Genomic DNA, 25,392 nt, shown 5'->3' on the forward strand with positions numbered 1-25,392 from the left:
CGGCCCCTAGGCCCGGGAACCTGCCCCCGCGTTCCGGAGCGAGCCCCAAGCACGCCCGGAAAACACCACCTGTGATCGGGGCTCTGCCGTGCCACCCGAACAGCCGCGTGTCCCGGACGTGATCCGGGACCCATTCGGCGCCTCGGCGCGGCGTCGCCGCCGATAGGGAACGCGGGCCCGCAAAGCGTGGGGCCGCCCCCCCTTTACGTCATTGCCGGGCCTGATCCGGCAATCCCGGGCGTATGGCACGAGATGCCCGGGTCAAGCCCGGGCATGACGCGGGGAATGGAGGGGACACGGCGATCCGGCCTGCGGCCCCAGTGCCGTGGCCCCGGCCCTTGGGCTCCGGGGCAGGCTTGTGGCCCGAGGCCCTGGTTTTGGCCACGGCCGTGCCAACCGGACAGCCGCGTGTCCCGGACGTGATCCGGGACCCATTCGGCTCCTCAGTGCGGCGTCGCCGCCGACAGGGACCGCGGCTCCGACGCCCTTCGCGAGCGCCCGTCGTCCCGGCCTCTCAGGAGACCCTCATGACCCTGATCCTCGTCACGCCGCCGGCGGCCGAGCCGCTGTCGCTCGCCGACGCCAAAGCCTTCCTCAAGGTCGAACACACCGACGAAGACGCGTTGATCGGCACGCTGATCGCGGCGGCCCGGCTGCACGTGGAGGCGGCCATCCGCCGGGTGCTGGTGACGCAGGCCTGGCGGCTCGTGCTTGACGGCTGGCCGCCCGGGCGCACGGTCGAGATCCCGCTGTCGCCGGTTGCCGCCATAGATGCGGTCACGGTCTATGACCGCGACGGCACGCCCGCCGTCCTCGATCCGTCCGCCTATGTCGCAGACGTCTCGTCGTTTCCCGCCCGCCTGATGGTGCGCGACACGGTGGCGCCGGGCGCCGCCTTCAACGGCGTCGAGTTCGACTTCACCGCCGGCTATGGCGACCCCGCCGACGTGCCCGCGCCGCTCGTCCAGGCGATCCGGCAGCTCGTCGCCCACTGGTACGAGACCCGCGAGCCCGTCGCCTTCGGCGGGCCGGTGGCGCAGGTGCCAGGCACGGTCGCCGCGCTGATCGCCCCCTACCGGGCGGTGAGCCTGTGATGCCGCTCGGCAGGCTGCGCAGCCGCGTCACGCTGCAGGCGCCGGTCGATGCCGACGACGGCGCAGGCGGCACGACGCGAAGCTGGCAGGACGTGGCCACCCTGTGGGCGCGCGTCGAGCCCCTGCGCGCGTCCGAGCGCGTCGAAGCGGAGCGCATCGAGGCGGCCGTCGATATTCGCGTCACCATCCGCTGGCGACCGGACGTCGGTCCCGCCATGCGCCTTTCCTTCGGCACGCGGGTCTTCGAGATCCGCGGCCTGATCGACCGCGAGGAGCGCCACCGCTACCTCGACTGCCTGTGTGAGGAGACCCCCGCATGAAGCTCAGGATCCGCCTGACCGGCGCCGATGCGCCCGGCACGCTCGCCCGCCGCCTCGAGACGGGCCTGGAGAAAGCGCTGGAGGCTGGCCCCGAGATCGCCCGCCCGCCGCGCCTGGAAGGCCGGTTCAAGGACCATCGCGACATCGCCGCGCCGCGCGGCGAGGCGGGCGACCTGCGGGTGACGCCGCGGCCCGAGCCGCGCGCCCCTCTGGGCGGCACCCGCAGGGGTGGAACCTACAGGGGTGGCACCCGATGAGCGCGGCGCTGGCGCTGCAATCGGCGCTGGTCGCCGCGCTGCGCGCCGACGCGCCGCTGACCGCGCTGCTCGGCGGCCAGGCGATCCATGACGGCGCGCCGCAGGGCGCCGGCTTTCCGCACGTGAGCCTCGCCGATCTGACCTCGCTCGACTACGGCGACGTCTCCGGCGAGCGGCAGGAGCACTATGCGACGCTGCTGGTGTGGTCGCGCCAGGGCGGCCGGCGCCAGGCGCTGGAGATCCTCGGCGCCGTCACCGCCGTGCTCGACAACGCTGCGCTGGCGCTGGCCGGCCACCGCCTGATCAATCTCGCCGTCGAACGCACCGAGGCCCGCCGCCAGGCCGACGGCGCCACCTGGCGCGGCCTGATGCGCGTGCGCGCCGTGACGGAAGCGGACTAGGCGCGACGCGCCGGCGCCGCCGATAGGGAATGCGGGCGTGTGGGACGCCGCGCGGAACCAACACCGACCCATCCACACCACGGAGACACCGATGGCCGCCCAGAAAGGCAGGGACCTGCTCTTGAAGATCGACTCCGACGGGGTCGGCACCTTCGTCACCGTTGCCGGCCTGCGAACCCGCACGCTCGGCCTGAACGCCCAGAGCGTCGACGTGACCGACATGGAGTCGGCCGGCGAGTGGCGCGAGTTGCTGGCGGGCGGCGGCATCAAGCGGGCGTCGATCACCGGCGCCGGCCTGTTCCGCGACGCCCAGTCGGACGCGCTGATGCGCCAGCTCTTTTTCGACGGGGCGATCCGCGCCTTCCAGGTGACGATCCCCGATTTCGGCATCATCGCCGGCCCGTTCCAGATCACCGCGCTGGAGTTCTCCGGCCGCCACGACGGCGAGCTGACCTTCGACATGGCGCTGGAATCCGCCGGCGAACTGACCTTCGCGGCGGTGTAGGGCCATGGCCAATCCCCTTCGCGGCGAGATTTCCGCCCGTCTCGGCGGGCGCGACCTGACGCTGTGTCTCACCCTCGGCGCCCTCGCCGAACTGGAGGCGGCGCTGGGCGCCGGCGACCTGATGGCGCTGGCCGCCCGTTTTGAGGCCGGCCGGCTGTCGTCGCGCGAGGCGATCGCGATCATCGGCGCCGGCCTGCGCGGGGCGGGGCACGAGATCACCGACGCCGAGGTGGCGCGGCTGCCGATCGACGGCGGCGCGGCCGCCTATGTCGGCCTCGTCGCCGACCTGCTGGAAGCGACCTTCGGCGCGGCATCGACGGCCGATCCGGACGGCGGCGCGCCAAACCCTACGGCGGCGGGCTGACCGGCGCCACCGATCCGTCCGCCGACCGGCCCGCCGATAGTTCACACAACGCTGATTCAAACGACACTGGTTCACAGGGGGGCGCCACGCCGCCCGAGCGGCGGTTTCCCTGGGGGGCGCTGCTCGGCTTCGCGGTCGCCGTGCTGGGACTGAGCCCGCGCCAGGCCTGGGCGGCGACGCCACGCGAGCTGGCCCTCGCCGCCGGCTGGCTGTCGTCGTCGCATGCTCTGGCATACGCGCCGACCCGCGCCGATCTCGCCGCGCTGATGGCGCGGTTCCCGGACTGATCACGAGGGGCCGTCGTATGGCCCTGGGCCCTGGATCAAGTCCAGGGCACGAGGCCCGTTAGGGGATCGACACCGTGCCACGGGTCGCAGCGCCGCGCCGCGCAAAAGCCACGCCAACGGACAACGAACGGAACACGCCATGCCCGAAACCGACGACACACTGACCGTCCATGTGGATGCCGACATCTCGGCCTTTCGCGCCGACATGGAGGAGGCGACGCGGCTTGCCCGCGGCTTCGGCGCGGCGCTGACGGGCGCGTTCGAAAGCGCGGCGCTGAAGGGCCGGTCGCTCGGCGACGTGCTGCGCGATCTCGCCCTGCGGCTGTCGCGGCTGGTGCTAAACGCGGCGCTGCGGCCGCTGGAGCAGGGCCTTGCCGCCGCGCTCGGCGCGGCGGTGCAGGGCGCGCTGGGGTTCGCCAACGGCGGCGTGCTCACGCCGTTCGCCGCCGGCGGCGTCGTCTCGCAGCCGAGCCTGTTCGCCCTCGGCGGCGGATCCGGACGTGGTCTGGGCCTCGTCGGCGAGGCCGGGCCGGAGGCGATCCTGCCCTTGCGGCGCGGTTCCGACGGCCGCCTCGGCGTGGCGGCAGAGGGTGGCGGAGCGGTCCATGTCACCTTCAACATCCAGACGCCGGACGTGGACGGCTTCCGCCGCGCCCGCGGCCAGATCGCCGCCGATCTGTCGCGCACCGTCCAGCGCGGCGTCCGCAACCGCTGACGCGCTTCAATGCGGCGCCAATGCGGCGGGGATTGGGCGGCGAAGTGGCGAAAAGTTTATAATTTTCAATGATGTAACATTCTGTGATTGAAATTTCGGAACGTCGCATCCGGTGCCGCGTTGATGGGCCACGTTCGAGACAGAACGCGATCCGATTCATGTCCGGCGGCCTCGTGCCGCCGGCACGAAACCAGGAGATGACCATGACCGCACGACCCATCCGTTTCCTCGCCGGCTCGGCACTCGCCCTCGCGCTCGCCGCGCCCGCTTTCGCCCAGTCGGGCACGCAGTCCGACACCAGCCAGACCACTGAACCGCCCGCCGCCGTCGAGCAGAACGGCGATACGATGCAGGCCCCCGGAAATGGCATCGAGAGCGGTGCCGAGGGCGGCACGGCGATGGACAGCGACGCGCCGACGCTGAAGAACACGCTGACCGACGAGATGACGGCGCCGAAGTCTCAGGCGCAGCCTGGGCAGGCGCAATCGGGCCAGCGTGACCCGGCCGCCGCCGCGCGGGCTCCCGCGAGCGCCCCGGCGAGTGCCGACGGATTGCCGGCCGAGCCGATCCTGACCGCCCAGAAGACCGGGCAGGTCGCCTCCGACACGTTCATCGGCATGGACGTCCGCAACCCCGAGGACGAGTCGATCGGCACCCTCGACGCGCTCGTCATCGACAGGCGCAACCGCGTCGTCGCCGGCATCGTCTCGGTGGGCGGCTTCCTGGGGATCGGCGCCAAGGACGTCGCCGTGAACTGGCGCGAGTTCGACTTCCAGCCCGAGCAGGAGGTCGCCGTGGTGATGCTGAGCCGCGAACAGCTCGAGAACGCGCCGGCCTTCCGCGACAGGGGCGATCTGCAGGCGCGGCTGCGCGCCATCGGCAACGGCGACGCCGAGACCCGGGCCGACCGGCTGAACGCCGAGCCCGGCACCCCGGCCGACAAGCCGGCCGCCGCCGAATAGACGCTGGTCCCCGCCCGCGGCGCGGCGTGATCAACGGCCCCATCGGGCCGACCCCGTTCATGCCCCCGATCGCGCCACGCCGTGTGCCGGGCGGCGCCCGGAACCCCGTTCCGGTGTCGCCGCCCGCAACTTCCGAAGCCGGCCTCCTTTCTTTCGGAGGTCGGCTTTTTTCGGTCTTCCGTTAGCGGGGCCCCGTGTGCGGGGCCCTAAGTGGACGGGCCGAAGCCCGTCCGGTCCGCGCAGGATGTGCCCATGAGCTTTCACGAGATCCGATTTCCCGCCGATGTCTCGCGCGGCTCGACCGGCGGCCCCGAGCGGCGCACGCAGGTCGTCGCGCTCGCCTCCGGCCATGAGGCACGCAACCAGCAATGGGCCGAGTCGCGCCGGCGCTACGACGCCGGCACCGGCATCAAGGACGCCGACGCGCTGCACGCCGTCATCACCTTCTTCGAGGAGCGCCGCGGCCGCGCCCACGGGTTTCGCTGGAAGGACTGGGCCGACTACAAGTCCTGCGCGCCGCTGGCCGTGCCCACGCCCGCCGACCAGGCCATCGGCACCGGCGACGGCGTCGAGACGGAGTTCCAGCTCGTCAAGGTCTACGGCGCCGCGCACCTGCCCTGGACGCGCACGATCGCCAAGCCGGTCGCCGGCACGGTCCGCGTCGCCGTCGCCGGCATCGAGCTGGCTCCGGTGACGGATTTCGCCGTCGACGTCACCACCGGCCGCGTCGCCTTCGTCAGCCCGCCGGAGGTGGACGCCTCGGTCACCGCCGGGTTCGAGTTCGACGTGCCGGTGCGCTTCGACACCGATGTCATCGGCGTCGACCTCGCAAGCGTCCGCCACGGCGCCATTCCGCAGATCCCGGTGGTGGAGATCCGCATCTAGGCGGCGCGTTTTGGTGGGGCGCTGCGATCGATACCGAACGCAGGCCGCCCAGTGCGGTCCGACTGCCCCTGATCGTCACTACCGGGCATGACGCGGGAAGGGGGAGGGCACGGCGGTACAGTGGGTGAGGCTTGAGCCCGGGGTTCGTCCCCTTGGGCCCCGGATCAAGTCCGGGGCACGAGGTCTTTTGTGTGTCCGCCACCGTGCCGAATGCCGCAGCGCCGTGTCCCGGACTTGATCCGGGACCCATGCGGCCTGTCCGCGTTTTGCTGCGGTCGATGCCGAAAGCTGGCCGCCCAGCGCCGTCCGACTGCCCCCGCCCGTCATTGCCGGGCCTGACCCGGCAATCCCGGGCGTGTGGCACGAGGTGCCCGGGTCACGCCCGGGCATGACGCGGGAAGGGGGAGGGCACGGCGGTACAGTGGGTGAGGCTTGAGTCTGGGGTTCGTCCCCTTGGGCCCCGGATCAAGTCCGGGGCACGCGGCCATGCTGTTTGGCACGGCCATGCCACCCGAAAAGCATCGTGTCCCGGACTTGATCCGGGACCCATGCGGCCTGTCCGCGTTTTGCTGCGGTCGATGCCGAAAGCTGGCCGCCCAGCGCCGTCCGACTGCCCCCGCCCGTCATTGCCGGGCCTGACCCGGCAATCCCGGGCGTGTGGTACGAGGTGCCCGGGTCACGCCCGGGCATGACGCGGGAAGGGGAAGGCACGGCGATGCGAAGCGTGAGGCTTGAGCCTGGGGCCTCGTCCCCCTGGGCTCCGGATCAAGTCCGGAGCACGAGGTCTTTTGTGTGTCCGCCACCGTGCCGAATGCCGCAGCGCCGTGTCCCGGATGTGATCCGGGACCCATGCGGCCTGTCCCCTTGGTGCTGCGGTCGATGCCGAAAGCAGGCCGCCCAGTGCGGTCCGACTGCCCCTGATCGTCATTACCGGGCATGACGCGGGAAGGGGGAGGGCACGGCGGTACGGTGCGTGAGGCTTGAGCCTGGGGCTCGTCCCCTTGGGCCCCGGATCAAGTCCGGGGCACGCGGCCATGCTGTTTGGCACGGCCATGCCACCCGAAAAGCCTCGTGTCCCGGATGTGATCCGGGACCCATGCGGCCTGTCCCCTTGGTGCTGCGGTCGATGCCGAAAGCTGGCCGCCCAGCGCCGTCCGACTGCCCCCGCCGTCATTGCCGGGCCTGACCCGGCAATCCCGGGCGTGTGGCACGAGGTGCCCGGGTCACGCCCGGGCATGACGCGGGAAGGAGGGGGCACGGCGGTACGGTGCGTGAGGCTTGAGCCTGGGGCTCGTCCCCTTGGGCCCCGGATTAAGTCCGGGGCACGCGGCCATGCTGTTTGGCACGGCCATGCCACCCGAAAAGCCTCGTGTCCCGGACTTGATCCGGGACCCATGCAGCCCATCCACGCGGGGGCTGCACGCCGCACAGCGAAGGGTAGTCCGATGAAAACCGTTTCCTCCGCGCTGGCCGCCCATCTCGCCGGGCCGGTGACGACGCTGTGCTGGTGCTGGAAAGTCAGCCGCACCGATGGCGTCGTCCTCGGCTTCACCGATCACGACCGGCCGATCTCCTTCGGCGGCGTGACCTACCAGGCGGCGAGCGGGTTCGTGGCGAGCGAGATCGCCTCCAGCCTCGGCCTGTCGGTCGACAATCTGGATGTCGAGGGCGCGCTGTCGTCGGCGGCGATCACCGAGGCCGATATCCGCGCCGGCCGCTACGACGGGGCGGCCATCGAGGTCTGGCGCGTGAACTGGGCCGAACCCGGCCAACGGCTGCTGATGCGCTCCGGCGCCATCGGCGAGGTGACGCGCGGCGAGCTCGCCTTCACCGCCGAGCTGCGCGGCCTTGCCCATGCGCTCGACCAGACCGTCGGGCCCACCTATCAGCGCACCTGCGACGCGGTGGTCGGCGACCATCGCTGCGGCGTCGATCTCGACACCGCCGCCTACACGGGCAGCGCGGCGGTGACGGCGGTGAGCGACAACCGGGTCGTCTCGACGGGCGGCCTGGACGCCTACAACGACGGCTGGTTCCGGTATGGCCGCCTGACCTGGACGTCGGGCGCCAACGCCGGCACCGGGGCCGAAATCCGCGCCCATCGCAGGACGGCGGAGGGGGCGGCGCTGACGCTGTGGCAGCGCGCGCCGCTGCCGATTGCGGCCGGCGACGCCTTCACCGTCACCGCCGGCTGCGACAAGACGATCGGGACCTGCAAGGCGAAGTTCGACAACGTGCTGAACTTCCGCGGGTTCCCGCACATGCCCGGCAACGACCGGGCCTTCTCCTATGTCGTCGGCCAGACCGGAGAGAACGATGGCGGCAGCTTCTTCAGGTGAGGCCCGGCGCGGCCGGCCGCTCGTCCGGTCGGCCGCCCAGGCGGTCGACCAGACGGTCAGCCGGGCCGCGATCGTCGCCGAGGCGCGCGCCTGGATCGGCACGCCTTACCATCACCAGGCCAGCCGCAAGGGCGCGGGCTGCGATTGCTTCGGCCTCGTGCGCGGCGTCTGGCGGGCCCTATACGGGCCGGAGCCCGAAGCCGTGCCCGCCTACAGCCGCGACTGGGGCAGCGTCACCGGCAAGGAGGCGCTGATCGAAACGGCGCGGCGGCACCTGGTCGAGATCGCGCCACGGGCCATCGCCCCCGGCGACGTGGTCGTCTTCCGCATCCGCGGCGGCAAGGTCGCCAAGCACGCCGGCATCGTCTCTGCGGTGGCCGGCTCGGCCGGCGGCTCGGCCGGCGGCGCGGACGGTGGCGGGGCGACCGGTGAGGGCGACCGTTTCGTCCACGCCCAGGAGGGCGCGCCGGTCTGCGAAGTCACCCTGTCGCCCTGGTGGCGCCGGCGCATCATCGGCGCCTTTTCCTTTCCCGGACTCGAGCACTAGACCATGGCAACGCTTCTGCTTTCCGTCGCCGGCTCGGTGATCGGCGGCGCCATCGGCGGCCCGGCCGGCGCCGTGATCGGCCGCGCGCTCGGCGGGCTCGCCGGCGCCGCCGTCGACCAGACGCTGCTGGCGTCGACGGCAGCGCGGCCCGACCGGGTCGGCCCGCGCCTGACCGCCGTCGACATCACCGGCTCCACGGAAGGCGCGGCGATGACGCGGCTCGTCGGCCGCACCCGGCTGTCGGGCCAGATGATCTGGGCGACCCGGTTCCGCGAGGACGCCGTCACCGACGACAGCGGCGGTGGCAAGGGCCTGGGCGGTGGCGGCGGCAGCACGACGACCTACAGGTATTTCGCCAATTTCGCCGTCGCCCTGTGCGAGGGGCCGGTCGACCGCATCGGCCGCATCTGGGCCGACGGGCGCGAGCTCGACCAGGAGTCCGACGATGTCGTCATCCGCAAGCACCGGGGCCGGTCGAACCAGGGCCGGGACAGCCTGATCGAGGCCAAGGAGGGGACCGACGCGACGCCCGGCTACCGGGGCGTCGCCTATGTGGTGTTCGAGAACATGGCGCTGGAGACCTACGGCAACCGCATGCCGGTGATCACCGCCGAGGTCTACCGCTGCGTCGGCGACCTCGAGCCGCTCGTCCCCGCCGTGGCGCTGATCCCCGGCACCACCGAGTTCGGCTACGATCCCGGCACCGTCAACCGGCTGAGCGGGCAGGCCAGCTACACGGCGGACAACCGGCACACGCTGGAAGCGCCATCCGATCTCGTCGCCTCGCTCGACCTGCTCGGCAGCGTCGCGGAAAACTGCGACTCGATCGTGCTGGTGGTCGCCTGGTTCGGCACCGACCTGCGCTGCGGGCATTGCGAGATCAGGCCGAAGGTCGAGAACCGCGCCAAAACGACGATGAAGGACGGCATGCCCTATGCCTGGCGGGTGGCGGGCGAGGACCGGGCCACCGCCGACCTGGTGAGCCAGTTGCCCGGCGACATTCCCGCCTTCGGCGGCTCGCCGAACGACGCCTCCGTGATCGCCTGCATCAAGGAGCTGAAGGCGCGCGGCTATCACGTCACCCTCTATCCCTTTGTGATGATGGACATCGAGGCCGGCAACGCGCTGCCCGATCCCTATTCCGACAATGCCGGCGCGACCGGCCAGCCGACCTATCCCTGGCGCGGCCGCATAACCTGTTCGCCGGCGCCGGGCCATGCCGGGTCGCCCGACAGGACAGCGGCGGCGGCGGCCCAGGTCGCGACGTTCGCCGGCACGGCGCAGGCCTCCGATTTCGCCGCCTCGCTCGGCACGGTGGTCGACTATACCGGCCCGGCCGAATGGTCCTATCGTCGCTTCGTCCTGCACATGGCGACGCTGGCCGATCTCGCCGCCCGGGCCGGCGCGCCCGTCGATGCCTTCACCATCGGCTCGGAGATGGTCGGCCTGACGACGGTGCGGTCTTCGGCGTCCGCCTATCCCTTCGTCGACGCGCTGGTCGACCTGCTGGGCGAGGCGCGCGCGATCCTCGGCGGCGGCACGAAGCTCGGCTATGCGGCGGACTGGTCGGAATATCACTCGCACCGGCCAGCCGACGGCTCAGGCGACGTCCATTTCCACCTCGATCCGCTGTGGTCCGACACCGAGCTCGATTTCGTCGGCATCGACAACTACATGCCGCTGTCGGACTGGCGCGACGGCACCGATCACCTCGACTATGCCAACACCGGTCCGACGTCGATCCACGACCGCGCCTACCTGACGGCCAATATCGCCGGCGGCGAGTATTACGACTGGTATTACGCCAGACAGGCCGACCGCGACGCGCAGATCCGCACCCCGATCGCCGACGGCGCCTACGGCAAGCCCTGGGTGTTCCGCAACAAGGACATCCGCGGCTGGTGGGAGAACGCGCACCACGACCGCCCCGGCGGCAGCGAGAGCGGCGCCCCGACCGGCTGGACCCCCGAGGGCAAGCCGATCTGGTTCACCGAATTCGGCTGCCCGGCGGTCGACAAGGGGCCGAACCAGCCCAACGTGTTCTACGACCCGAAATCGTCGGAAAGCGTCCTCCCGCACTATTCGTCCGGCGCCCGCGACGATGCCGCCCAGCGCGCCTACCTGCAGGCGATGCTCGACTACTGGACGGACCCCGCCAACAACCCGTCGTCGGGCGTCTATTCCGGCCGCATGGTCAACCGCGAGCGCATGGCGGTGTGGGCGTGGGACGCGCGCATGGGGCCGTCGTTCCCGCAGGACGAGACCACCTGGGCGGACGCGCCGAACTGGGAATACGGCCACTGGATCTCCGGTCGCCTCGGCGCCGCGCCGGCGCGCGAGACCGTCAACCACCTGCTCGCCCGGTACGACATTCCGCTGTCGCTGCGCGACGTCCGCGACATGGCCGGCGTCGCCGATGCGGTGGTCGTCGACCGGCTGATGTCGATCCGCGCCGTGCTCGACGCGATCCAGCCCGCCTACCTGTTCCAGGCCTTCGAGAGCCAGGGCAAGCTGCGCTTCGCCTCCCGTATCGGCGCGCCGGTGATCCGCGACGTCGGCCTCGACGACCTCGTCGACATCGGCGCGCCCGACGGCGGCTCCGGCTCGGTCGGCACGGATCGCTACGCCCGCACGCGCGGCCAGGAGACCGAGCTGCCCGATGCCGTGAAGATCAGCTACGGCGATCCGGTCAACGACGACCTGAGCGGCGGCGTCGAGGCGCGCCGCTCCGACGGCGGCTCGATGCGGGTGGAGCAGGTCTCATTGCCGGTGGTGATGGGCGAGGCGCGCGCCCGCGCCCTGGCCGAGACGCTCTTGTTCGACGCCTGGGTCGGGCGCGAGCGGCTGGAGTTCGCGCTGCCGCCGGCGCATCTGGATCTGGACCCGGGCGACGTGATCCGCTTCGCACCCGGCGGCGACGCCGACGGCCAGGAGACCTGGCGCATCGCCGAGATCGACGACGGTGCCTATCGCCGCCTGCGCGCCGTGCGCGTCGAGGCGAACCTGTTCGACGCCGCCGCGATGCCGCGCCGCGCGCGGCCGGTGGTGAGCGTGCCGGCGCTCGGTGCGCCCCTGGCCGTGTTCCTCGACGGCGCGCTTCTGCAGGACGCCGACGACCCCCATGCCGGCTATGTCGCCGCCTTCGTCGCGCCGTGGCCGGGCAGCGTCGCGGTCTACAAGAGCCCGGCCGAGACCGGCTTCGTGCTCGATACGATGCTCCCCACCCCGGCGACCGTCGGCACGACGGCCTTCGACTTCTACTCAGGCCCCCTGTGGCGCTGGGACCGGGTCAACGATCTCTATGTCGATCTGGAGGCCGGCACGCTGGCATCGGCCGAGGCCATCAACGTGCTGGCCGGCGCCAACGCGCTGGCGGTCGAGACCGCCGAGGGCGAATGGGAGATCGTGCAGTTCCAGACGGCCGAGCTGATCGACGTGAACCGCTACAAGCTGTCGCTGCTGCTGCGCGGCCAGCGCGGCTCCGAGCATGCCATGCGCGATCCGGTCGCCGCCGGCGCCCGCGTGCTGGTCCTCAACGCCGCGCTGCGGCAGCCCGACCTGTCCGATGCCGACATGGGCCTGCCCTACACCTGGCGCGTCGGCCCGGCGACCCGCGACGTCTCCGATGCGTCCTTCGGCGCCCACACCGTCACCATGGCCGGCAAGGGCAGGCGGCCACTGGCGCCGGTACGCCTGACGGGCCGGCGCGATCCCGCGACCGGCGACTGGACGCTCGCCTGGATCCGGCGCACCCGCATCGGCGGGGATTCCTGGAACCAGACCGAGGTGCCGCTGGCGGAAGACAGCGAAGCCTATGAACTGGAGATCCTCGACGCGCCGGGCGGTACCGTCCTGCGCGCCGTGGCGCTGACCGAGCCGCGATACCTCTACACCGCCGCGGCCCAGACGGCGGATTTCGGCTCGCCGCAATGGACCGTGCCGATCCGCGTCCGCCAGATGTCCGCGAGCTTCGGCGCCGGCGCCGCCGCCGAGGCCCTGACCTGGGATCACTAGAACCGAACCACTAGACCCGGGCCACTAAACCGGGACAACCGGAAAGGCTGGACGATGGCAGAAACCGCCAGACTGCGTCTCCCCGAGATCGCCGCCGCGCAGGCGCAGAAGCACGTCACCCACAACGAGGCGCTAGTGGCCCTCGACACGCTGGTGCAGCTCAGCGTCGTCGACAAGGATCTTTCCGCCCCGCCCGGCAGTCCCGCCGAGGGCGACTGCTACATCGTCGCCGCCGGCGCGACCGGCGCCTGGACCGGCTGGGAGGATCGCATCGCCCGCTACGAGGACGGCGCCTGGCGCTCCTTCCTGCCCGGCGCGGGCGACGGCGTCGGCTGGCTCGCCTGGGTGGACGACGAGGAGGCGTTCTACGTGCTGACGGCGACCGGCTGGGAGGCGCTGACGACGGGCGGCGCCGTCGCGATCGAGGCCGGCACCTGGACGCCGGCCGTCACCTTTCAGACGCCCGGCGACGTCAGCGTCTCCTATTCCACCCAGACCGGCACCTACATCCGCGTCGGCGACACCGTCTTCGTCACGTTCGTGCTGTCCTTCACCCCGACCCATACGACGGCTTCGGGGCAGTTCCGGATATCCGGCCTGCCGGTGACGGTCGCCAGCGACGGGCTGGGCAGCTTTCAGCACGGCGGCGCCAATCCGGTTTCCTATCCCGCCGGCACGAGCGCGCTGCTGACCGTGCCGGTCGCCAGCCATCAGAACATCGTCATCGTCGCGAACGGCAGCGGCGCGCTCGGAACCCTCGGCACCGCCGAGGTGACCAGCGGCGTGGCGCGCGTCTTCCGCGGCGAGGCCGTCTACGGCGCGTGACGCCGGAACCGGTCCAGTAAACGGCCCCGCAAGTGGAAGTGTAAACGGTCGCGATGGCCGTCGCGGAGGAGCCGGGGACGCGTCCGCGCGACCGGCCGGCGGCGGAAAAAGGCCCGCAGGTCCGCCGCTTTATGCTTTGATTTCAAAGATTTCCGGTGTTTCTTTATCGTTTGATCAAAAGTATTTCGCCGGGACAATATATGGGGTGTGCTACGGCGCAACATAAACTATTAAGTATAGTAAATAATGTATTCTTTAAAAAAATACATAAAAATGAAAACTAGTTGGCGAGTCGTGCGGAGTCTTGGTTGGGATTGCGTGGTAACCTTAAGATATAGACTTCCGAAAAATTTCTAAAAATATTTCAAATTCTGGTCATATTTCGTTAGCAAATGCGCATCGTCACGGCCCTTGAAGCCGGGGCGCTTTGTGTAACCAGCGACGGAACTGAGTATGACTGGAATTTCGCTGGGGCGTTTGGGCCTTCATGTAACCGCGCTGGCGACGGCCTCCGTCGTCGCCTCGTTCGCCGTGGCGCCGGCATCCGCGCGTATCCTCGACGGCGATCCGTCCGCGGTCACGCTGACCTTCTCGCCCAAGGATACGAAGACCGCCGGTTTCACCACCGGGGTCGGCCGCACGCAGGCCATCTCGGTGGCGCGCCGCTATCTCGGCGGCAACCCGACCGGGCAGCGCTCGCAGTGGTGCGCGGATTTCATGAACCTGGTGGAGAAGAAGATCGGCCGTGAAGGCACGGGCTCCCGCTCCTCCAAGTCCTATCTGGCCTACGGCAAGCCGGTCTCCAACCCGCAGCCGGGCGACATCGTCGTCCTGGCCCGGCGGGGTGGCGGCCATGTCGGCTACTTCATGGGCTGGAAGGACGGCAAGATCGAGCTGATTTCCGGAAACCACGGCCGCAAGGTCGGCATCGGCACCTATCCGAAGTCGCGCGTGCTGGGGTACCGGCGGCCCTGATCGCCCCACCCACTCGACCTAATCAGAAAAGGCCGTCCTCCGGGGCGGCCTTTTTGCTTTTGCAGGGAGACCGCGATGGCCCGGCACGGCTTCGAGGCGGCGCTGCCGCACGTGTTCCGCCACGAGGGCGGCTATGCCGACCATCCGCGCGATCCCGGCGGCGCCACCAAGTACGGCATCACCGGCGCCACCCTGTCGGCCTGGCGCGGCGCGCGCGTCACCGCGACCGATGTGCGCCGCCTGACCCGGGCGGAGGCCGGCGCGATCTACAGGGCGCGCTACTGGGACGCGATCCTGGCCGACGACCTGCCGGCCGGCGTCGACTACTGCGTGTTCGACGCCGCGGTGAATTCCGGGCCGGGGCGGGCGGCGCGATGGCTTCAGGCCGCGCTGCGCGTGCCCCAGGACGGTATCGTCGGCCCGGTGACGCTTGCCGCGGCGGCGGCCACCGATGCCGCCCGGCTGATCGACGACATCTGCGACGTGCGTCTCGCCTTCCTGCGGTCGCTCGGCACCTTCGCGGTGTTCGGCCGCGGCTGGGAGCGCCGCGTCGGCGAGGTGCGCCGCGCGGCCCGGGCGATGGCGCGCGACGGGGCGGCGGCGACCACGCCACCGGATCCTCGCGGCGACGGCCGCGACAGCGCGCCGCCGGCCGGCGGCATCTGGTCCATGCTCGCCGTCCTGCTGCGGGCGATCCTCACGGGAGGCAAACGATGATCGGCGCCCTTACCCCCTTCCTCGGCCCGGTCTTGGAGATCGTCAGGCGGGTGATCCCCGACCCGGCCGAGCGCGCCCGCATCGAGGCCGAGCTCAGGCAGGCGGCCTCCGACGCCGAGGCGCGCCTGGCCGAGGCGCAGGCCGAGATCATCACGACGGAAGCCCGGGGCGGCCCGCTGCAGCGCAACTGGCGGCCGCTCTTCATGATCGTCTGCATGGGCCTGCTCGTCTGGCACGCCGTCGCCGTGCCGATCCTCGCCGCGATCCTGCAGGTGCCGCTCGACGAGGTCGTCGGCCTCAAGGCCGTGCCCGACGGCCTGTGGACCCTGCTCGTCGTCGGCATGGGCGGCTATATCGGCGGGCGGTCGCTGGAAAAGGTGTTCACGGGCAGGGACAGGTGAGGGCGGTTGGCGCTCGTGCCGCTTTGCCGCTAGGTTCCCCGCCAAAGATGACCCCAGCCGGAGCTTTCCCGCCTTGTCCAACACCCTGACGATCACCGACGCGGCCCGTTCGCGCATGTCCTGCCGCGCCTTCCTCGATACGCCGGTGCCCGAAGACACCGTCCGCGCCATCCTCGACGCGGCGCGGTGGGCGCCGTCGGGCGGCAACCTGCAGCCCTGGCACGTGCACGTCGTCACCGGCGACGCGCTGGAGGATCTGCTCGGCCGCATCACCCCGCGCTTCGATACCCTGCCGCTGGCCGAAGGCGCCGAATACCAGGTCTACCCGGTGCCCCTGAGCCCGCCCTATACCGGCCGGCGCTTCAAGTGCGGCGCCGATCTCTACGCCTCGCTCGACATCCCGCGCGAGGACCGGCCGGCGCGCTATCGACAATATGCCCGCAACTTCGTGCTGTTCGGCGCGCCCGTCGGCATCTTCGTCTCGATCGACCGCCAGATGGGCCCGCCGCAATGGGCCGATGTCGGCATGTTCTGCCAGACTGTCATGCTGCTCGCGCGCGAGCACGGCCTGCACACCTGCGCCCAGGAAGCCTGGACCTTCTGGCACAAGACGATGACCGATTTCCTCGAACTGCCCGACAACATGATGCTGTTCTGCGGCATCGCGCTCGGCCACGCCGACATGGACCATCCGGTCAACAACTGGCGCACCGAGCGCGCGGAGGTTGACGACTTCGCCGTTTTCCGGGGATTCTGAGCACCCGACACACCTGAACGACCCATTCATCCGACGTTCAGCCAGGCGACACTACGGTTCCGGCCCATGAACAGGAACGCGCTCATAGGCCTTGCCGCCGCTCTCTTTGTCGCGCTCGCCGGCATCGCCGCGGCGACGCCGGGCAATGCGCTTGCGTGCTCCGGCGGGCTCGGAGACAATTGCGCGGAAATCGGCGCCGGTGAGACCGGTGCGGGCCTTGGTGCCGAGTTCGGAATCGGGACGACCGGCCCGGCCGGTGTCGCTGGCATTCCGAGCCTCGCCACGCCTGCCGCGCCGACGCCCGCGCCGATGCCCGCGCCGATGCGGCTTGCCGGCGACGGCTGCGGCACCGCGGCGGCCCAGGCGGCGGCCGCGCAGGGCGGCCAGGTCATCGGCGCGCCGCGGGTCGTCCAGCGCGGCAACCGCACGCTGTGCGTGGTCACCGTGCTGATCAAGGACCCGAGCGGGCGCAAGCCGCCGACGCGCAAGCAGATCACGGTTCCGGCCGACTGACCGGGCCGGACAGTTTCGAGGCCGGACCTTAAGGGAAACACCACGATGCGCATTCTGGTCGTCGAGGACGACAAGGATCTGAACCGCCAGCTCGTCGCCGCGCTGGCCGACGCCGGCTATGCCGTCGACACCGCGTTCGACGGCGAGGAAGGCCATTTCCTCGGCGATACCGAGCCCTACGACGCCGTCGTGCTCGACATCGGCCTGCCGCAGATGGACGGCATCCGCGTGCTCGAGCAGTGGCGCGCCGACGGCCGCAAGATGCCGGTGCTGATCCTCACCGCGCGCGACCGCTGGTCCGACAAGGTCGCCGGCATCGACGCCGGCGCCGACGACTATGTCGCCAAGCCCTTCCACATGGAGGAGGTGCTGGCGCGCATCCGCGCGCTGCTGCGCCGCGCCGCCGGCCACGCCTCCAGCGAGATCGAGTGCGGCCCGGTGCGCCTCGACACCCGCTCCTCGCGCGTCACCGTCGACGGCAACGCGGTCAAGCTGACCTCGCACGAGTTCCGGCTGCTGTCCTACCTGATGCACCATCAGGGCAGGGTGGTGTCGCGCACCGAGCTGGTCGAGCATCTCTACGATCAGGACTTCGACCGCGATTCCAACACGATCGAGGTCTTCGTCGGCCGCCTGCGCAGGAAGCTCGACACCGATATCATCGAGACGGTGCGGGGCCTGGGCTATTCCATAGCCGCGCCTGCGGCCGCCGATTGAGCGCGCCGAACACCGCGGTTCCGGCCAAGGTGCTCTCCGCCAGAAACGCAGCGATCGACGTCGCGGCCCGGCGTACAGTCGGGATGTCGCGATGAGCGCGTCGTCACGCCAGCCGGTATCCCTCGCGCTGCGGTTGTTCGTTCTGGCCGCGGTGTGGAGCCTGCTGGCGCTCGCCGCCGCCTATTTCGTGCTGGTCTCCTATTACCGGGCCGGACTGGAGCGCAATTTCGAGACCCTGCTCGACCTGCATCTGTTCAACGTTGTCGCCGCCATCCAGCAGGACGAGGATGGACGGATCTACGGCGAGCCGCAGCTCGGCGATCCCCGGTTCGAGACCTTCCGTTCCGGCTGGTACTGGCAGGCGATCCGCCTGGGACGCAGCGATCAGGCGATCGCCTCGCCCTCGCTCGCCGGCGGACGGCTGGGGCTGAAGAACACCGAGGAAGCGCCCTTCGACGACGCGTTTCGCCGGGTGATGGACATCGAGGGGCCGAACGGCGAGACCCTGCGCGCCGTCGAGCAGCTTGTCCTCTTCGACCGCACGGGCGATCGGCTGGCCTTCGCCACGGCCGCCGATCTGGGCGAGCTCGACGCCGACATCGCCGCCTACCGGAACCTGCTGGTCGCGGTGTTCACCGTGCTCGGCGTCGGCATCGTCGTCATCACGGTCGCGCAGGTGCGGCTCGGCCTCAGGCCGCTGCGCCGGGTCGGCGCGGCGCTGTCCGGCATCCGCGAGGGCAGGGCGGAACGCCTGACCGGCGCCTATCCGCGCGAGATCGCGCCGCTGACCGCCGAGATCAACGCGCTGATCGAGTCGAACGCCAAGATCATCGAGCGCGCCCGCACCCAGGTCGGCAATCTCGCCCACGCGCTGAAGACGCCGCTTTCGGTGATCACCAACGAGGCGCGCAGCGAGAAGGGGCCGCTCGGCGACAAGGTGGTCGAGCAGGCCGGGCTGATGCGCCACCAGATCGACTACTATCTCGACCGCGCCCGCGTCGCCGCGTCCGCCGGCGTCGTCAGCGCGGTGACGGAGGTCGAGCCGGTGGCCGCGACCTTCGCCCGCGCCATGGGTCGCATCTACGCCGACCGCGACATCGACCTGACCGTCGATATCGAGGCGGGATCGCGCTTCCAGGGCGAGCGCCAGGACCTGGAGGAGCTGTTCGGCAACCTCGTCGACAACGCCTTCAAGTGGGCGGCGTCGCGGGTGCGGCTGAGCTGCCGGCAGGCCCCGGACGGCGACCGCAAGTTGCTCGAGATCGTCGTCGAGGACGACGGTCCGGGCCTGAGCGAGGCGGAATGCCGGGACGCGATGCGGCGCGGGCGGCGGTTCGACGAGACCCAGCCGGGCTCCGGCCTCGGCCTGTCGATCGTCCGCGACCTCGCCGAGCTCTACAACGGCAGCTTCGCGCTGTCGCGCTCGCCGCTGGGCGGGTTGCGCGCCATGCTGCGGCTGCCGGCGGCCTGACCCCCGGTCGAAATCCCGCACCAAAACCCCCGCGAAAGTCATCGTTCCGCCCCAATTCGCCGCAAGGTCCGGCTTCCGACGTTCGCGGGGCGTCGCCTATTGCCCAAACGACCGGCGCGCAGGGCTGCACCGCTGGCAAATGATGAGGAAGAAACAGAAATGCATCTGACGAAATTCGTCGCCATAGCGGCGCTCGGCCTGTCGGTCGCCGCCTGCAACGGCGATCGCGGCGGCGAGACGCTCGGCACGGTGGTCGGCGCGACCGCCGGCGGCATCATCGGCAACCAGTTCGGCTCCGGCGGCGGCCGGGCACTCGCCACGGTGGCGGGCGTCGCCGTCGGCGGCCTGATTGGCAACCGCATCGGCGCCTCCGTCGACGAGGACGCGCGCCGCCGCGCCATGGAGGCCGAATACCAGGCGCTGCAGTACGGTCCGCCGAACACGCCGGTGGTCTGGCGCGAGCCCGACCAGGACGTCTATGGCGAGGTCGTCCCCGGCGCGCCCTATCAGCGCGGCGGCAGCGATTGCCGGGATTACACCCACACGATCTACGTCAACGGGCAGCCGGAAGTCGGCCGCGGCACCGCCTGCCGCATGCCCGACGGCACCTGGCAGACCGTTTCCTGACCGTTTCCGGCAGCCGAAATCCGGAAAAGGGGAGGCATCGCCTCCCCTTTTTTGCCCTTAGGGAAGGGGATTTCAGCTTTTTTTAAGCCGCGCCACCGACCATTCCGCGCCGAAGCGTTGCCCCAACCGACGCGTGCAGCCGCGAACGGACGTCAAGCATGACCGCCGACCTCAAGGTCCTGGAGCAGGTGAAATCCTATCTCGCGACGTTGTCGCCGCGATTGCGCGCGAAGCTCGTCAGCGAGATCGAGGCACAGCGCCTGAAGGGCAGCGCGGACGTGGCCCAGGAGGTCGTTCTCGACCTGCTGCGCGGTGTGATGCGGGCCGAGTCGGCGCAGGCGAGGCAATCCGGCACACCGGAAAGGGCGTTCAGCGAGCCCCTGGAGCCGTTCCTGGTCGACGAAGCCGGCCCGCGGAAGCTCGAGGGGGTCATCGCCCGTCAATCGCTCGATGCGCTCTGGCGCTGGCTGCAGCGCGAGGACGCGATCGGCGGCGCCCTGCACAAGGCAACCGAGGACGCCAACGCCGCCCTGCTTGCGGGCGACGACGAACGCGCCAACGGCATCATGGCGGGCCTGCGCGCCGATATCGTGCCGATCATCGAGGCGGCTCTGGCGGACGCGGCCGACGACCCGCGCCGCGAGATGAAGCTCGCCATGCAGCTCGACGGTCAGCGCGGCTTCGACGACCTGAAGGACATCATGACGGTGATGCGTCTCGAGGAGCGCATCAACAAGGTCGTCGCCAGGCTGCCGGCGACGATCGGCGATCTCGATGACGATCTGATCGCGAAGATCGTGCACCGGACCCGGGATGTGGACGGGGATCTGCTTTATCTGCTCGTCCCGGTCTATCGCCGCCTGGCGCATCCCGCCCATATCATCCGCATCCTTACCGAGTACGAGAACACCGACAAGGGCAGCCGGCTGGTCGAGAGCCGCTTCGCGCCCTGCGCCGAGATCGTGCTGACGGACGTGGAACTCGCCGCCGACCGGATCGCTATGCATATGGGCCGCCCCGGCGAGTTCGACCGGCTGCTGGAGGCCATCAAGCGGTTCTACACGCTCGCCAACGGTCTCGGCGTCGCGATTGAGCTCGACGACGCCACCGGATGGCTCCGGCGCCTCACCGACCAGCGCAAGCGCGCCTCGGAGATCCTGTCGGCCGAGGTCCAGACCATTCCAGGCTCGGTGCGCCGCGCGATGCGGCCGCGCCGCCGCGACGGCGAGCGTGGTGCCGCCTCCGACGACGACGTCCAGGACGCCGAGCACGCGGTGCGGCTCATGGTCGCGCTCAAGCCCTATCGCGGCGAGCTCGCCGTTAACGAGCTGCTCGGAACCGTGGTCGGCCAGGTCGAGACATTCATCGAGGCGGCGAATGCCGCGATCCTCCACGACATCCGCAAGTCGAGCGGCGCCGCGCTGGAGGCCGCGCGCCGCGATCTCGAGGTCGCCGTGCGCATCAATGCCGTGGTCCTCGGCGAGACCTACGCCTCGCTGCTCAAGCGCTCCGGCGACGCCGCCGGCCCCGTGCCCAGCCGTTTCGATCTGTACGAAGACGACGAAGACGGTGGAGAGGCCGACGCCGCCTCGGCCGCTGCCTGACCCCGCCCACGCCCTGAACCGCCGCGCCTGATCTGCGGCATCCCGGCCCGGCGCGGACCCGCTCCCGACCCGCTCCATCCTGTCTCCACATTCCCCTGCGACAGCTGCCCCCACGCGATTGTTACGTCGGTGCGACGGTTTTGCGGTTTCGCAAACCAGCGACGACGCGCTATCTAGGCATCGTCGGGCGGAGACCCTTCCGCCCCCGGACGGAGTGCGCCTATGGTCCTTTGGGTGGTATTCGCGGTTATGACCGGCGTCGCCATACTGGCGGTGCTGGCACCGTTGACGCGAGGCCGCTCACCCGCGCGGAGCGGGCAGGACTCCGATCTGGCCGTCTACAAGGACCAGTTGCGGGAGATCGATGCCGATCTTGCGCGCGGCGTGATCGATGCCTCCGAGGCCGGGGCCGCACGCGCCGAGGTCGGCCGCCGGCTTCTGGCCGCAGACCGGGCCGCCCAGGAGGCGCGGGTCAGCGCCGCTCCGGTATCGCGGGCGGTCGTCACGGCCGTCATCGTGCTGGTGCCGGCCATCAGCCTCGGCACCTATCTCGTGCTCGGCTCCCCCAATCTCCCCGGCCAGCCGCTGTCGGCACGCATGGAGCGTCCGCCGCAGGAGCAGGACGTCGAGATCCTGATAGCGAAGGTGGAGGACCACCTGGCTGACGAACCCGAGGATGGGCGCGGCTGGGAAGTGCTGGCGCCGGTCTATATGCGGCTCGGCCGGTTCGATGATTCCGTCAACGCCTATGCCAACGCCCTGCGGCTGCTCGGCTCGACCGCAGAGCGCGAGGCCGACTTCGGCGAGGCGCTGGTGACCGCCCGCGACGGCGTCGTCAGCGAAGAGGCGCGCGCGGCGTTCGCCCGGGCGCTCGCGCACGATCCGAAGATGCCGAGGGCGCGGTACTTCGTCGCGATCGCTGCCGAACAGGATGGCGACACGGACATGGCGAAACGGCTCTGGCGCGCGCTTCTGCTGGATTCCCCGTCCGGTGCGCCGTGGCGCGCGACGGTGGAACAGCGGCTGGCGGCGCTGGACGGCCCCGCGATGCCTGGCCCGAGCGCCCTTGACCCGAACGCCCTTGGGTCGAACTCCCCCGGGCCGAGCAGCGAGGACATCGCCGCCGCCCAGGACATGTCGGCCGAGGACCGCGGCCAGATGATCGCCGGCATGGTCGAGCGGCTGGCCGGCCGGCTCGCCGAGGACGGCAAGGATCTCGATGGTTGGTTGAGGCTCGCTCGCGCCTATGTTGTGCTGGGGGAGCCCGACAAGGCCCGCGACGCCCTGACCTCGGCGCGGGATAACTTCCCGGACGACGCGGCGGCGGCCGGCAGGATCGACGACGCGGCCCGGTCGCTCGGGCTTGAGAGTTCGTGAGCGCCGGCATGGTATCGGGCAGGCATGGTATCGGAATGGAATTCGTTGGGCGGATAGAGAGGTTGGATCGCGAATGACACGCAAGCAGCGTCGCCTGGTTCTGATCGGCGTGGCCGGCGTCGTCCTGTTTTCCGCCGTCGGGCTCATGCTGGCGGCGTTCCAGGACAATATCGTCTTCTTCAACAGCCCCAGCGACGTCATCGCCAACAAGACGGCGCCCGGCAAGCGCATCCGGCTCGGCGGCCTCGTCGAGGAGGGCAGCGTCGAGCGGATGGACGGCGCCACGGTGCGATTCACCGTCACCGATACCGCCAACGAGCTGCCGGTGGTCTATACCGGCCTGCTGCCGGACCTGTTCCGCGAAGGGCAGGGGGTGGTCACGGAAGGCGCGATCGGAGCGGACGGGATCTTCGTCGCCGACACGGTGCTTGCCAAGCACGACGAGAACTACATGCCGCGCGAGGTCGCCGACGCGCTGAAGCAGGACGGCCACTGGATGGCCGAGGAGCAGGCCCAGTGAACGGAACCGTCCGCGCCTGCCGCCGCGAAGCCGCGATCCGATCCGCGATCGGGGCCCTGGTCGGGGCGGGGACAAGCGACGGCACCGTCGCGCGCGGACGGGCGAGGAATGCGATGATGCGCCCTGGGATGCGCCCTGGGATGCGCCCTGGGATGCGCCCTGGACAGGCGCCAAGTGGTGCTGCGAGGATTGCCGCTAACCTGGAGGGAATATAGCCGTGGTACCGGAGATCGGTCATTACGCTCTCGTCCTTGCGCTGGCGCTGGCGCTCGTGCAATCGGTGTTGCCCCTGTGGGGCGCGCGGCGCGGCGACCAGGCGCTGATGGCGGTGGCGCCGCCCGCGGCGGTCGGGCAGTTCGTCCTCGTGCTGGCGGCCTTCCTGATGCTGATGGTCGCCTATCTCCAGTCGGACTTCTCGGTGGTCAACGTCTGGGAAAACTCCCATTCGGCCAAGCCGCTGCTGTTCAAGATCTCCGGGGTGTGGGGAAACCACGAGGGCTCGATGGTCCTGTGGGTGCTGATCCTCGCCTTCTTCGGCGCGCTGGTCGCGCTCTTCGGCGTCAACCTGCCCGATACCCTGCGCGCGACCGTCCTGTCGGTGCAGGCCTGGATCGCGGCGGTGTTCCTGCTTTTCATCCTGGGGACGTCCAACCCGTTCCTGCGCATTCTCAATCCGCCTGCAGAGGGCAGCGACCTCAATCCGATCCTGCAGGACGTCGGCCTGGCGATCCATCCGCCGCTGCTCTACGGCGGCTATGTCGGCTTCTCGATCGCCTTCTCCTTCGCCATCGCCGCGCTGATCGAGGGCCGCGTCGACGCCGCCTGGGCGCGCTGGGTGCGGCCGTGGACGCTGGCCGCCTGGTGCTTCCTGACGCTCGGCATCTCGGTCGGCTCCTACTGGGCCTACTATGAGCTCGGCTGGGGCGGCTGGTGGTTCTGGGACCCGGTCGAGAATGCCTCGTTCATGCCCTGGCTCGCCGGCACGGCGCTGCTGCACTCGGCGATCGTCATGGAGAAGCGCAACGCGCTGAAGATCTGGACGATCCTGCTCGCCATCCTGACCTTCTCGCTGAGCCTGCTGGGCACCTTCCTGGTGCGCTCCGGCGTCCTGACCTCCGTCCACACCTTCGCCTCCGACCCGACCCGCGGCGTGTTCATTCTCGCCATCCTGGTCCTCGCCGTCGGCGGGGCGCTGACGCTGTTCGCCTGGCGCGCGGGATCGTTGCAGACCGGCGGCGTCTTCGCCCCGATCAGCCGGGAGGGCGCGCTGGTCCTCAACAACCTGCTGCTGACGGCCGCCTGCGGCGTGGTCCTGGTCGGCACCCTCTATCCGCTGGCGCTCGAAGCCGTGACCGGCGACAAGATCTCCGTCGGCCCGCCATTCTTCGACGCCACCTTCGCGCCGATCATGGTGCCGCTGCTGATCGCGGTGCCGTTCGGGCCGATGCTGGCGTGGAAGCGCGGCGATCTCTATGCCGCCACGCAGCGCCTGATGGTCGCAGCCGGCATCGCGCTCGCCGTCATGATCGGCGTCTACGCCTACACCTATGGCGGTCCCGTGCTGGCCCCGGTCGGCATCGGCATCGGCGCCTGGCTCATCCTCGGCGCCATCTCGGAGATCACCTTCCGCTCGAAGCTGTTTTCCAGTCCGCTCGCCACCGGCCTGCGCCGCGCCGCCGGCCTGCCGCGCTCGGCCTGGGGCACGGCGCTCGCCCATATGGGGATGGGCGTCACCGTCATCGGCATCGTCGCGGTGACGGCCTACGAGAGCGAGACCATCGTCGCGATGAAGCCCGGCGACACCGTCGACGTCGCCGGCTACGAGCTCACCCTGGACGGCTTTTCGCCGTATCAGGGGCCGAACTACCGCGACCAGGTCGGCCATATCACCGTGCGCAAGGGCGGGGCCGAGATCGGCGTGCTCAATCCCACCCGCCGCGTTTACCTGGCCAGCGGCCAGCCGACGACCGAAACCGGCATTCGCACCATGGGCTTCAGCCAGCTTTACGTTTCGCTGGGCGAGGGCAGCGGCGAGGGTTCGGTCGCCGTGCGCGCCTACTACAAGCCGCTGGTGACGCTGATCTGGCTCGGCACCATCTTCATGACCGTCGGCGGCGTGGTGTCGCTGTCCGACCGCCGCCTGAGGGTCGGCGCGCCGCGCCGCGCCCGCGCGCGGGCTCCGGTCCCGGCGGAGTAGG

26 protein-coding genes are annotated in these 25,392 nt (G+C 70.5%); all 26 read left to right on the forward strand.

Features of this window, described 5'->3' with window-relative positions:
• Nucleotides 1–527: 527 nt before the first annotated feature.
• The 26 genes from ACSF9G_RS07275 to ACSF9G_RS07400 all read left to right on the forward strand — a co-directional run bounded on the left by ACSF9G_RS07275 (nucleotide 528) and on the right by ACSF9G_RS07400 (nucleotide 25,391).
• Nucleotides 528–1,094 carry a head-tail connector protein gene (locus tag ACSF9G_RS07275; RefSeq protein ID WP_436640004.1) on the forward strand — a complete coding sequence of 189 codons (567 nt, stop codon included), beginning with the start codon at nucleotides 528–530 and terminating at the stop codon, nucleotides 1,092–1,094.
• Nucleotides 1,094–1,414 carry a phage head closure protein gene (locus ACSF9G_RS07280; protein ID WP_436640006.1) on the forward strand — a complete coding sequence of 107 codons (321 nt, stop codon included), beginning with the start codon at nucleotides 1,094–1,096 and terminating at the stop codon, nucleotides 1,412–1,414. The genes ACSF9G_RS07275 and ACSF9G_RS07280 overlap by 1 nt, the downstream gene beginning before the upstream one ends.
• Nucleotides 1,411–1,671 (forward strand): hypothetical protein, encoded by a 261-nt coding sequence (locus ACSF9G_RS07285; protein WP_436640008.1) that lies wholly within the window; start codon nucleotides 1,411–1,413, stop codon nucleotides 1,669–1,671. Before ACSF9G_RS07280 ends, ACSF9G_RS07285 begins: the two co-directional genes overlap by 4 nt.
• Nucleotides 1,668–2,072 (forward strand): DUF3168 domain-containing protein, encoded by a 405-nt coding sequence (locus tag ACSF9G_RS07290; protein WP_436640010.1) that lies wholly within the window; start codon nucleotides 1,668–1,670, stop codon nucleotides 2,070–2,072. The genes ACSF9G_RS07285 and ACSF9G_RS07290 overlap by 4 nt, the downstream gene beginning before the upstream one ends.
• Nucleotides 2,073–2,163: 91 nt before the next feature.
• Nucleotides 2,164–2,577 carry a phage major tail protein, TP901-1 family gene (locus tag ACSF9G_RS07295; protein ID WP_436640012.1) on the forward strand — a complete coding sequence of 138 codons (414 nt, stop codon included), beginning with the start codon at nucleotides 2,164–2,166 and terminating at the stop codon, nucleotides 2,575–2,577.
• 4 nt (nucleotides 2,578–2,581) lie between these two features.
• On the forward strand, nucleotides 2,582–2,941 hold the full coding sequence (locus ACSF9G_RS07300) for a gene transfer agent family protein (RefSeq protein WP_436640014.1): 360 nt from the start codon (nucleotides 2,582–2,584) through the stop codon (nucleotides 2,939–2,941).
• A complete protein-coding gene (locus tag ACSF9G_RS07305; protein WP_436642073.1) occupies nucleotides 2,938–3,228 on the forward strand; it encodes a phage tail assembly chaperone in 291 nt (96 codons plus the stop codon). The genes ACSF9G_RS07300 and ACSF9G_RS07305 overlap by 4 nt, the downstream gene beginning before the upstream one ends.
• A 139-nt stretch (nucleotides 3,229–3,367) precedes the next feature.
• Nucleotides 3,368–3,943 (forward strand): phage tail tape measure protein, encoded by a 576-nt coding sequence (locus tag ACSF9G_RS07310; protein WP_436640016.1) that lies wholly within the window; start codon nucleotides 3,368–3,370, stop codon nucleotides 3,941–3,943.
• Nucleotides 3,944–4,146: 203 nt separating this feature from the next.
• Nucleotides 4,147–4,905, forward strand: a complete 759-nt coding sequence (locus tag ACSF9G_RS07315; RefSeq protein ID WP_436640018.1) for a PRC-barrel domain-containing protein — start codon at nucleotides 4,147–4,149, stop codon at nucleotides 4,903–4,905.
• 252 nt (nucleotides 4,906–5,157) lie between these two features.
• Nucleotides 5,158–5,790 (forward strand): phage distal tail protein, Rcc01695 family, encoded by a 633-nt coding sequence (locus ACSF9G_RS07320; protein WP_436640020.1) that lies wholly within the window; start codon nucleotides 5,158–5,160, stop codon nucleotides 5,788–5,790.
• 1,445 nt (nucleotides 5,791–7,235) lie between these two features.
• Nucleotides 7,236–8,129, forward strand: coding sequence for a phage/gene transfer agent baseplate hub protein (locus tag ACSF9G_RS07325; RefSeq protein WP_436640022.1), 894 nt, complete (start codon nucleotides 7,236–7,238; stop codon nucleotides 8,127–8,129).
• Nucleotides 8,107–8,676 (forward strand): NlpC/P60 family protein, encoded by a 570-nt coding sequence (locus ACSF9G_RS07330; RefSeq protein WP_436640024.1) that lies wholly within the window; start codon nucleotides 8,107–8,109, stop codon nucleotides 8,674–8,676. The genes ACSF9G_RS07325 and ACSF9G_RS07330 overlap by 23 nt, the downstream gene beginning before the upstream one ends.
• A gap of 3 nt (nucleotides 8,677–8,679) precedes the next feature.
• Complete coding sequence (locus ACSF9G_RS07335; RefSeq protein ID WP_436640026.1) at nucleotides 8,680–12,690, forward strand: baseplate multidomain protein megatron; 4,011 nt, start codon at nucleotides 8,680–8,682, stop codon at nucleotides 12,688–12,690.
• A 54-nt stretch (nucleotides 12,691–12,744) separates the two neighbouring features.
• Complete coding sequence (locus ACSF9G_RS07340; protein WP_436640028.1) at nucleotides 12,745–13,515, forward strand: DUF2793 domain-containing protein; 771 nt, start codon at nucleotides 12,745–12,747, stop codon at nucleotides 13,513–13,515.
• A 453-nt stretch (nucleotides 13,516–13,968) separates the two neighbouring features.
• Complete coding sequence (locus tag ACSF9G_RS07345) at nucleotides 13,969–14,490, forward strand: TIGR02594 family protein (RefSeq protein WP_436640030.1); 522 nt, start codon at nucleotides 13,969–13,971, stop codon at nucleotides 14,488–14,490.
• A 75-nt stretch (nucleotides 14,491–14,565) separates the two neighbouring features.
• Nucleotides 14,566–15,207 carry a glycoside hydrolase family 108 protein gene (locus ACSF9G_RS07350; protein WP_436640032.1) on the forward strand — a complete coding sequence of 214 codons (642 nt, stop codon included), beginning with the start codon at nucleotides 14,566–14,568 and terminating at the stop codon, nucleotides 15,205–15,207.
• Entirely contained in the window at nucleotides 15,204–15,608 is a 405-nt protein-coding gene (locus ACSF9G_RS07355) for a 3TM-type holin (protein ID WP_436640034.1), read from the forward strand. The genes ACSF9G_RS07350 and ACSF9G_RS07355 overlap by 4 nt, the downstream gene beginning before the upstream one ends.
• A gap of 73 nt (nucleotides 15,609–15,681) precedes the next feature.
• Nucleotides 15,682–16,365: a nitroreductase gene (locus ACSF9G_RS07360; protein ID WP_436640036.1), complete on the forward strand. Its 684-nt coding sequence runs from the start codon at nucleotides 15,682–15,684 to the stop codon at nucleotides 16,363–16,365.
• A gap of 66 nt (nucleotides 16,366–16,431) precedes the next feature.
• Entirely contained in the window at nucleotides 16,432–16,878 is a 447-nt protein-coding gene (locus tag ACSF9G_RS07365) for a hypothetical protein (protein ID WP_436640038.1), read from the forward strand.
• 45 nt (nucleotides 16,879–16,923) lie between these two features.
• Nucleotides 16,924–17,595 carry a response regulator transcription factor gene (locus ACSF9G_RS07370; protein ID WP_436640040.1) on the forward strand — a complete coding sequence of 224 codons (672 nt, stop codon included), beginning with the start codon at nucleotides 16,924–16,926 and terminating at the stop codon, nucleotides 17,593–17,595.
• 91 nt (nucleotides 17,596–17,686) lie between these two features.
• Complete coding sequence (locus ACSF9G_RS07375; protein ID WP_436640043.1) at nucleotides 17,687–19,066, forward strand: ATP-binding protein; 1,380 nt, start codon at nucleotides 17,687–17,689, stop codon at nucleotides 19,064–19,066.
• A 159-nt stretch (nucleotides 19,067–19,225) separates the two neighbouring features.
• The gene (locus ACSF9G_RS07380; RefSeq protein ID WP_436640045.1) at nucleotides 19,226–19,693 is read left to right on the forward strand and encodes an RT0821/Lpp0805 family surface protein; all 468 of its coding nucleotides are present in this window, start codon (nucleotides 19,226–19,228) and stop codon (nucleotides 19,691–19,693) included.
• Between the two features lie 158 nt (nucleotides 19,694–19,851).
• Nucleotides 19,852–21,297: a hypothetical protein gene (locus tag ACSF9G_RS07385; protein WP_436640047.1), complete on the forward strand. Its 1,446-nt coding sequence runs from the start codon at nucleotides 19,852–19,854 to the stop codon at nucleotides 21,295–21,297.
• 222 nt (nucleotides 21,298–21,519) lie between these two features.
• Nucleotides 21,520–22,674 (forward strand): c-type cytochrome biogenesis protein CcmI, encoded by a 1,155-nt coding sequence (ccmI, locus tag ACSF9G_RS07390; protein ID WP_436640049.1) that lies wholly within the window; start codon nucleotides 21,520–21,522, stop codon nucleotides 22,672–22,674.
• A gap of 73 nt (nucleotides 22,675–22,747) precedes the next feature.
• Nucleotides 22,748–23,194, forward strand: coding sequence for a cytochrome c maturation protein CcmE (gene ccmE, locus ACSF9G_RS07395; protein WP_436640051.1), 447 nt, complete (start codon nucleotides 22,748–22,750; stop codon nucleotides 23,192–23,194).
• A 217-nt stretch (nucleotides 23,195–23,411) separates the two neighbouring features.
• Nucleotides 23,412–25,391 carry a heme lyase CcmF/NrfE family subunit gene (locus tag ACSF9G_RS07400; protein WP_436640053.1) on the forward strand — a complete coding sequence of 660 codons (1,980 nt, stop codon included), beginning with the start codon at nucleotides 23,412–23,414 and terminating at the stop codon, nucleotides 25,389–25,391.
• The last annotated feature ends 1 nt before the right edge of the window (nucleotide 25,392 follow it).

It is taken from the genome of Microbaculum mangrovi (genome assembly GCF_051390635.1).
Lineage (GTDB): Bacteria > Pseudomonadota > Alphaproteobacteria > Rhizobiales > Tepidamorphaceae > Microbaculum.

Bases quoted from the DNA above. Each gene is read 5' to 3' on its own strand.
- ACSF9G_RS07280 (WP_436640006.1), top strand. From the start codon at position 1,094: ATGCCGCTCGGCAGGCTGCGCAGCCGCGTCACGCTGCAGGCGCCGGTC.
- ACSF9G_RS07355 (WP_436640034.1), top strand. From the start codon at position 15,204: ATGATCGGCGCCCTTACCCCCTTCCTCGGCCCGGTCTTGGAGATCGTC.
- ACSF9G_RS07315 (WP_436640018.1), top strand. From the start codon at position 4,147: ATGACCGCACGACCCATCCGTTTCCTCGCCGGCTCGGCACTCGCCCTC.
- ccmI (WP_436640049.1), top strand. From the start codon at position 21,520: ATGGTCCTTTGGGTGGTATTCGCGGTTATGACCGGCGTCGCCATACTG.
- ACSF9G_RS07325 (WP_436640022.1), top strand. From the start codon at position 7,236: ATGAAAACCGTTTCCTCCGCGCTGGCCGCCCATCTCGCCGGGCCGGTG.
- ACSF9G_RS07385 (WP_436640047.1), top strand. From the start codon at position 19,852: ATGACCGCCGACCTCAAGGTCCTGGAGCAGGTGAAATCCTATCTCGCG.
- ACSF9G_RS07310 (WP_436640016.1), top strand. From the start codon at position 3,368: ATGCCCGAAACCGACGACACACTGACCGTCCATGTGGATGCCGACATC.
- ACSF9G_RS07290 (WP_436640010.1), top strand. From the start codon at position 1,668: ATGAGCGCGGCGCTGGCGCTGCAATCGGCGCTGGTCGCCGCGCTGCGC.
- ACSF9G_RS07335 (WP_436640026.1), top strand. From the start codon at position 8,680: ATGGCAACGCTTCTGCTTTCCGTCGCCGGCTCGGTGATCGGCGGCGCC.
- ACSF9G_RS07380 (WP_436640045.1), top strand. From the start codon at position 19,226: ATGCATCTGACGAAATTCGTCGCCATAGCGGCGCTCGGCCTGTCGGTC.
- ACSF9G_RS07365 (WP_436640038.1), top strand. From the start codon at position 16,432: ATGAACAGGAACGCGCTCATAGGCCTTGCCGCCGCTCTCTTTGTCGCG.
- ACSF9G_RS07345 (WP_436640030.1), top strand. From the start codon at position 13,969: ATGACTGGAATTTCGCTGGGGCGTTTGGGCCTTCATGTAACCGCGCTG.
- ACSF9G_RS07320 (WP_436640020.1), top strand. From the start codon at position 5,158: ATGAGCTTTCACGAGATCCGATTTCCCGCCGATGTCTCGCGCGGCTCG.
- ACSF9G_RS07340 (WP_436640028.1), top strand. From the start codon at position 12,745: ATGGCAGAAACCGCCAGACTGCGTCTCCCCGAGATCGCCGCCGCGCAG.
- ACSF9G_RS07370 (WP_436640040.1), top strand. From the start codon at position 16,924: ATGCGCATTCTGGTCGTCGAGGACGACAAGGATCTGAACCGCCAGCTC.
- ACSF9G_RS07285 (WP_436640008.1), top strand. From the start codon at position 1,411: ATGAAGCTCAGGATCCGCCTGACCGGCGCCGATGCGCCCGGCACGCTC.
- ACSF9G_RS07350 (WP_436640032.1), top strand. From the start codon at position 14,566: ATGGCCCGGCACGGCTTCGAGGCGGCGCTGCCGCACGTGTTCCGCCAC.
- ACSF9G_RS07375 (WP_436640043.1), top strand. From the start codon at position 17,687: ATGAGCGCGTCGTCACGCCAGCCGGTATCCCTCGCGCTGCGGTTGTTC.
- ACSF9G_RS07300 (WP_436640014.1), top strand. From the start codon at position 2,582: ATGGCCAATCCCCTTCGCGGCGAGATTTCCGCCCGTCTCGGCGGGCGC.
- ACSF9G_RS07330 (WP_436640024.1), top strand. From the start codon at position 8,107: ATGGCGGCAGCTTCTTCAGGTGAGGCCCGGCGCGGCCGGCCGCTCGTC.
- ACSF9G_RS07275 (WP_436640004.1), top strand. From the start codon at position 528: ATGACCCTGATCCTCGTCACGCCGCCGGCGGCCGAGCCGCTGTCGCTC.
- ACSF9G_RS07295 (WP_436640012.1), top strand. From the start codon at position 2,164: ATGGCCGCCCAGAAAGGCAGGGACCTGCTCTTGAAGATCGACTCCGAC.
- ccmE (WP_436640051.1), top strand. From the start codon at position 22,748: ATGACACGCAAGCAGCGTCGCCTGGTTCTGATCGGCGTGGCCGGCGTC.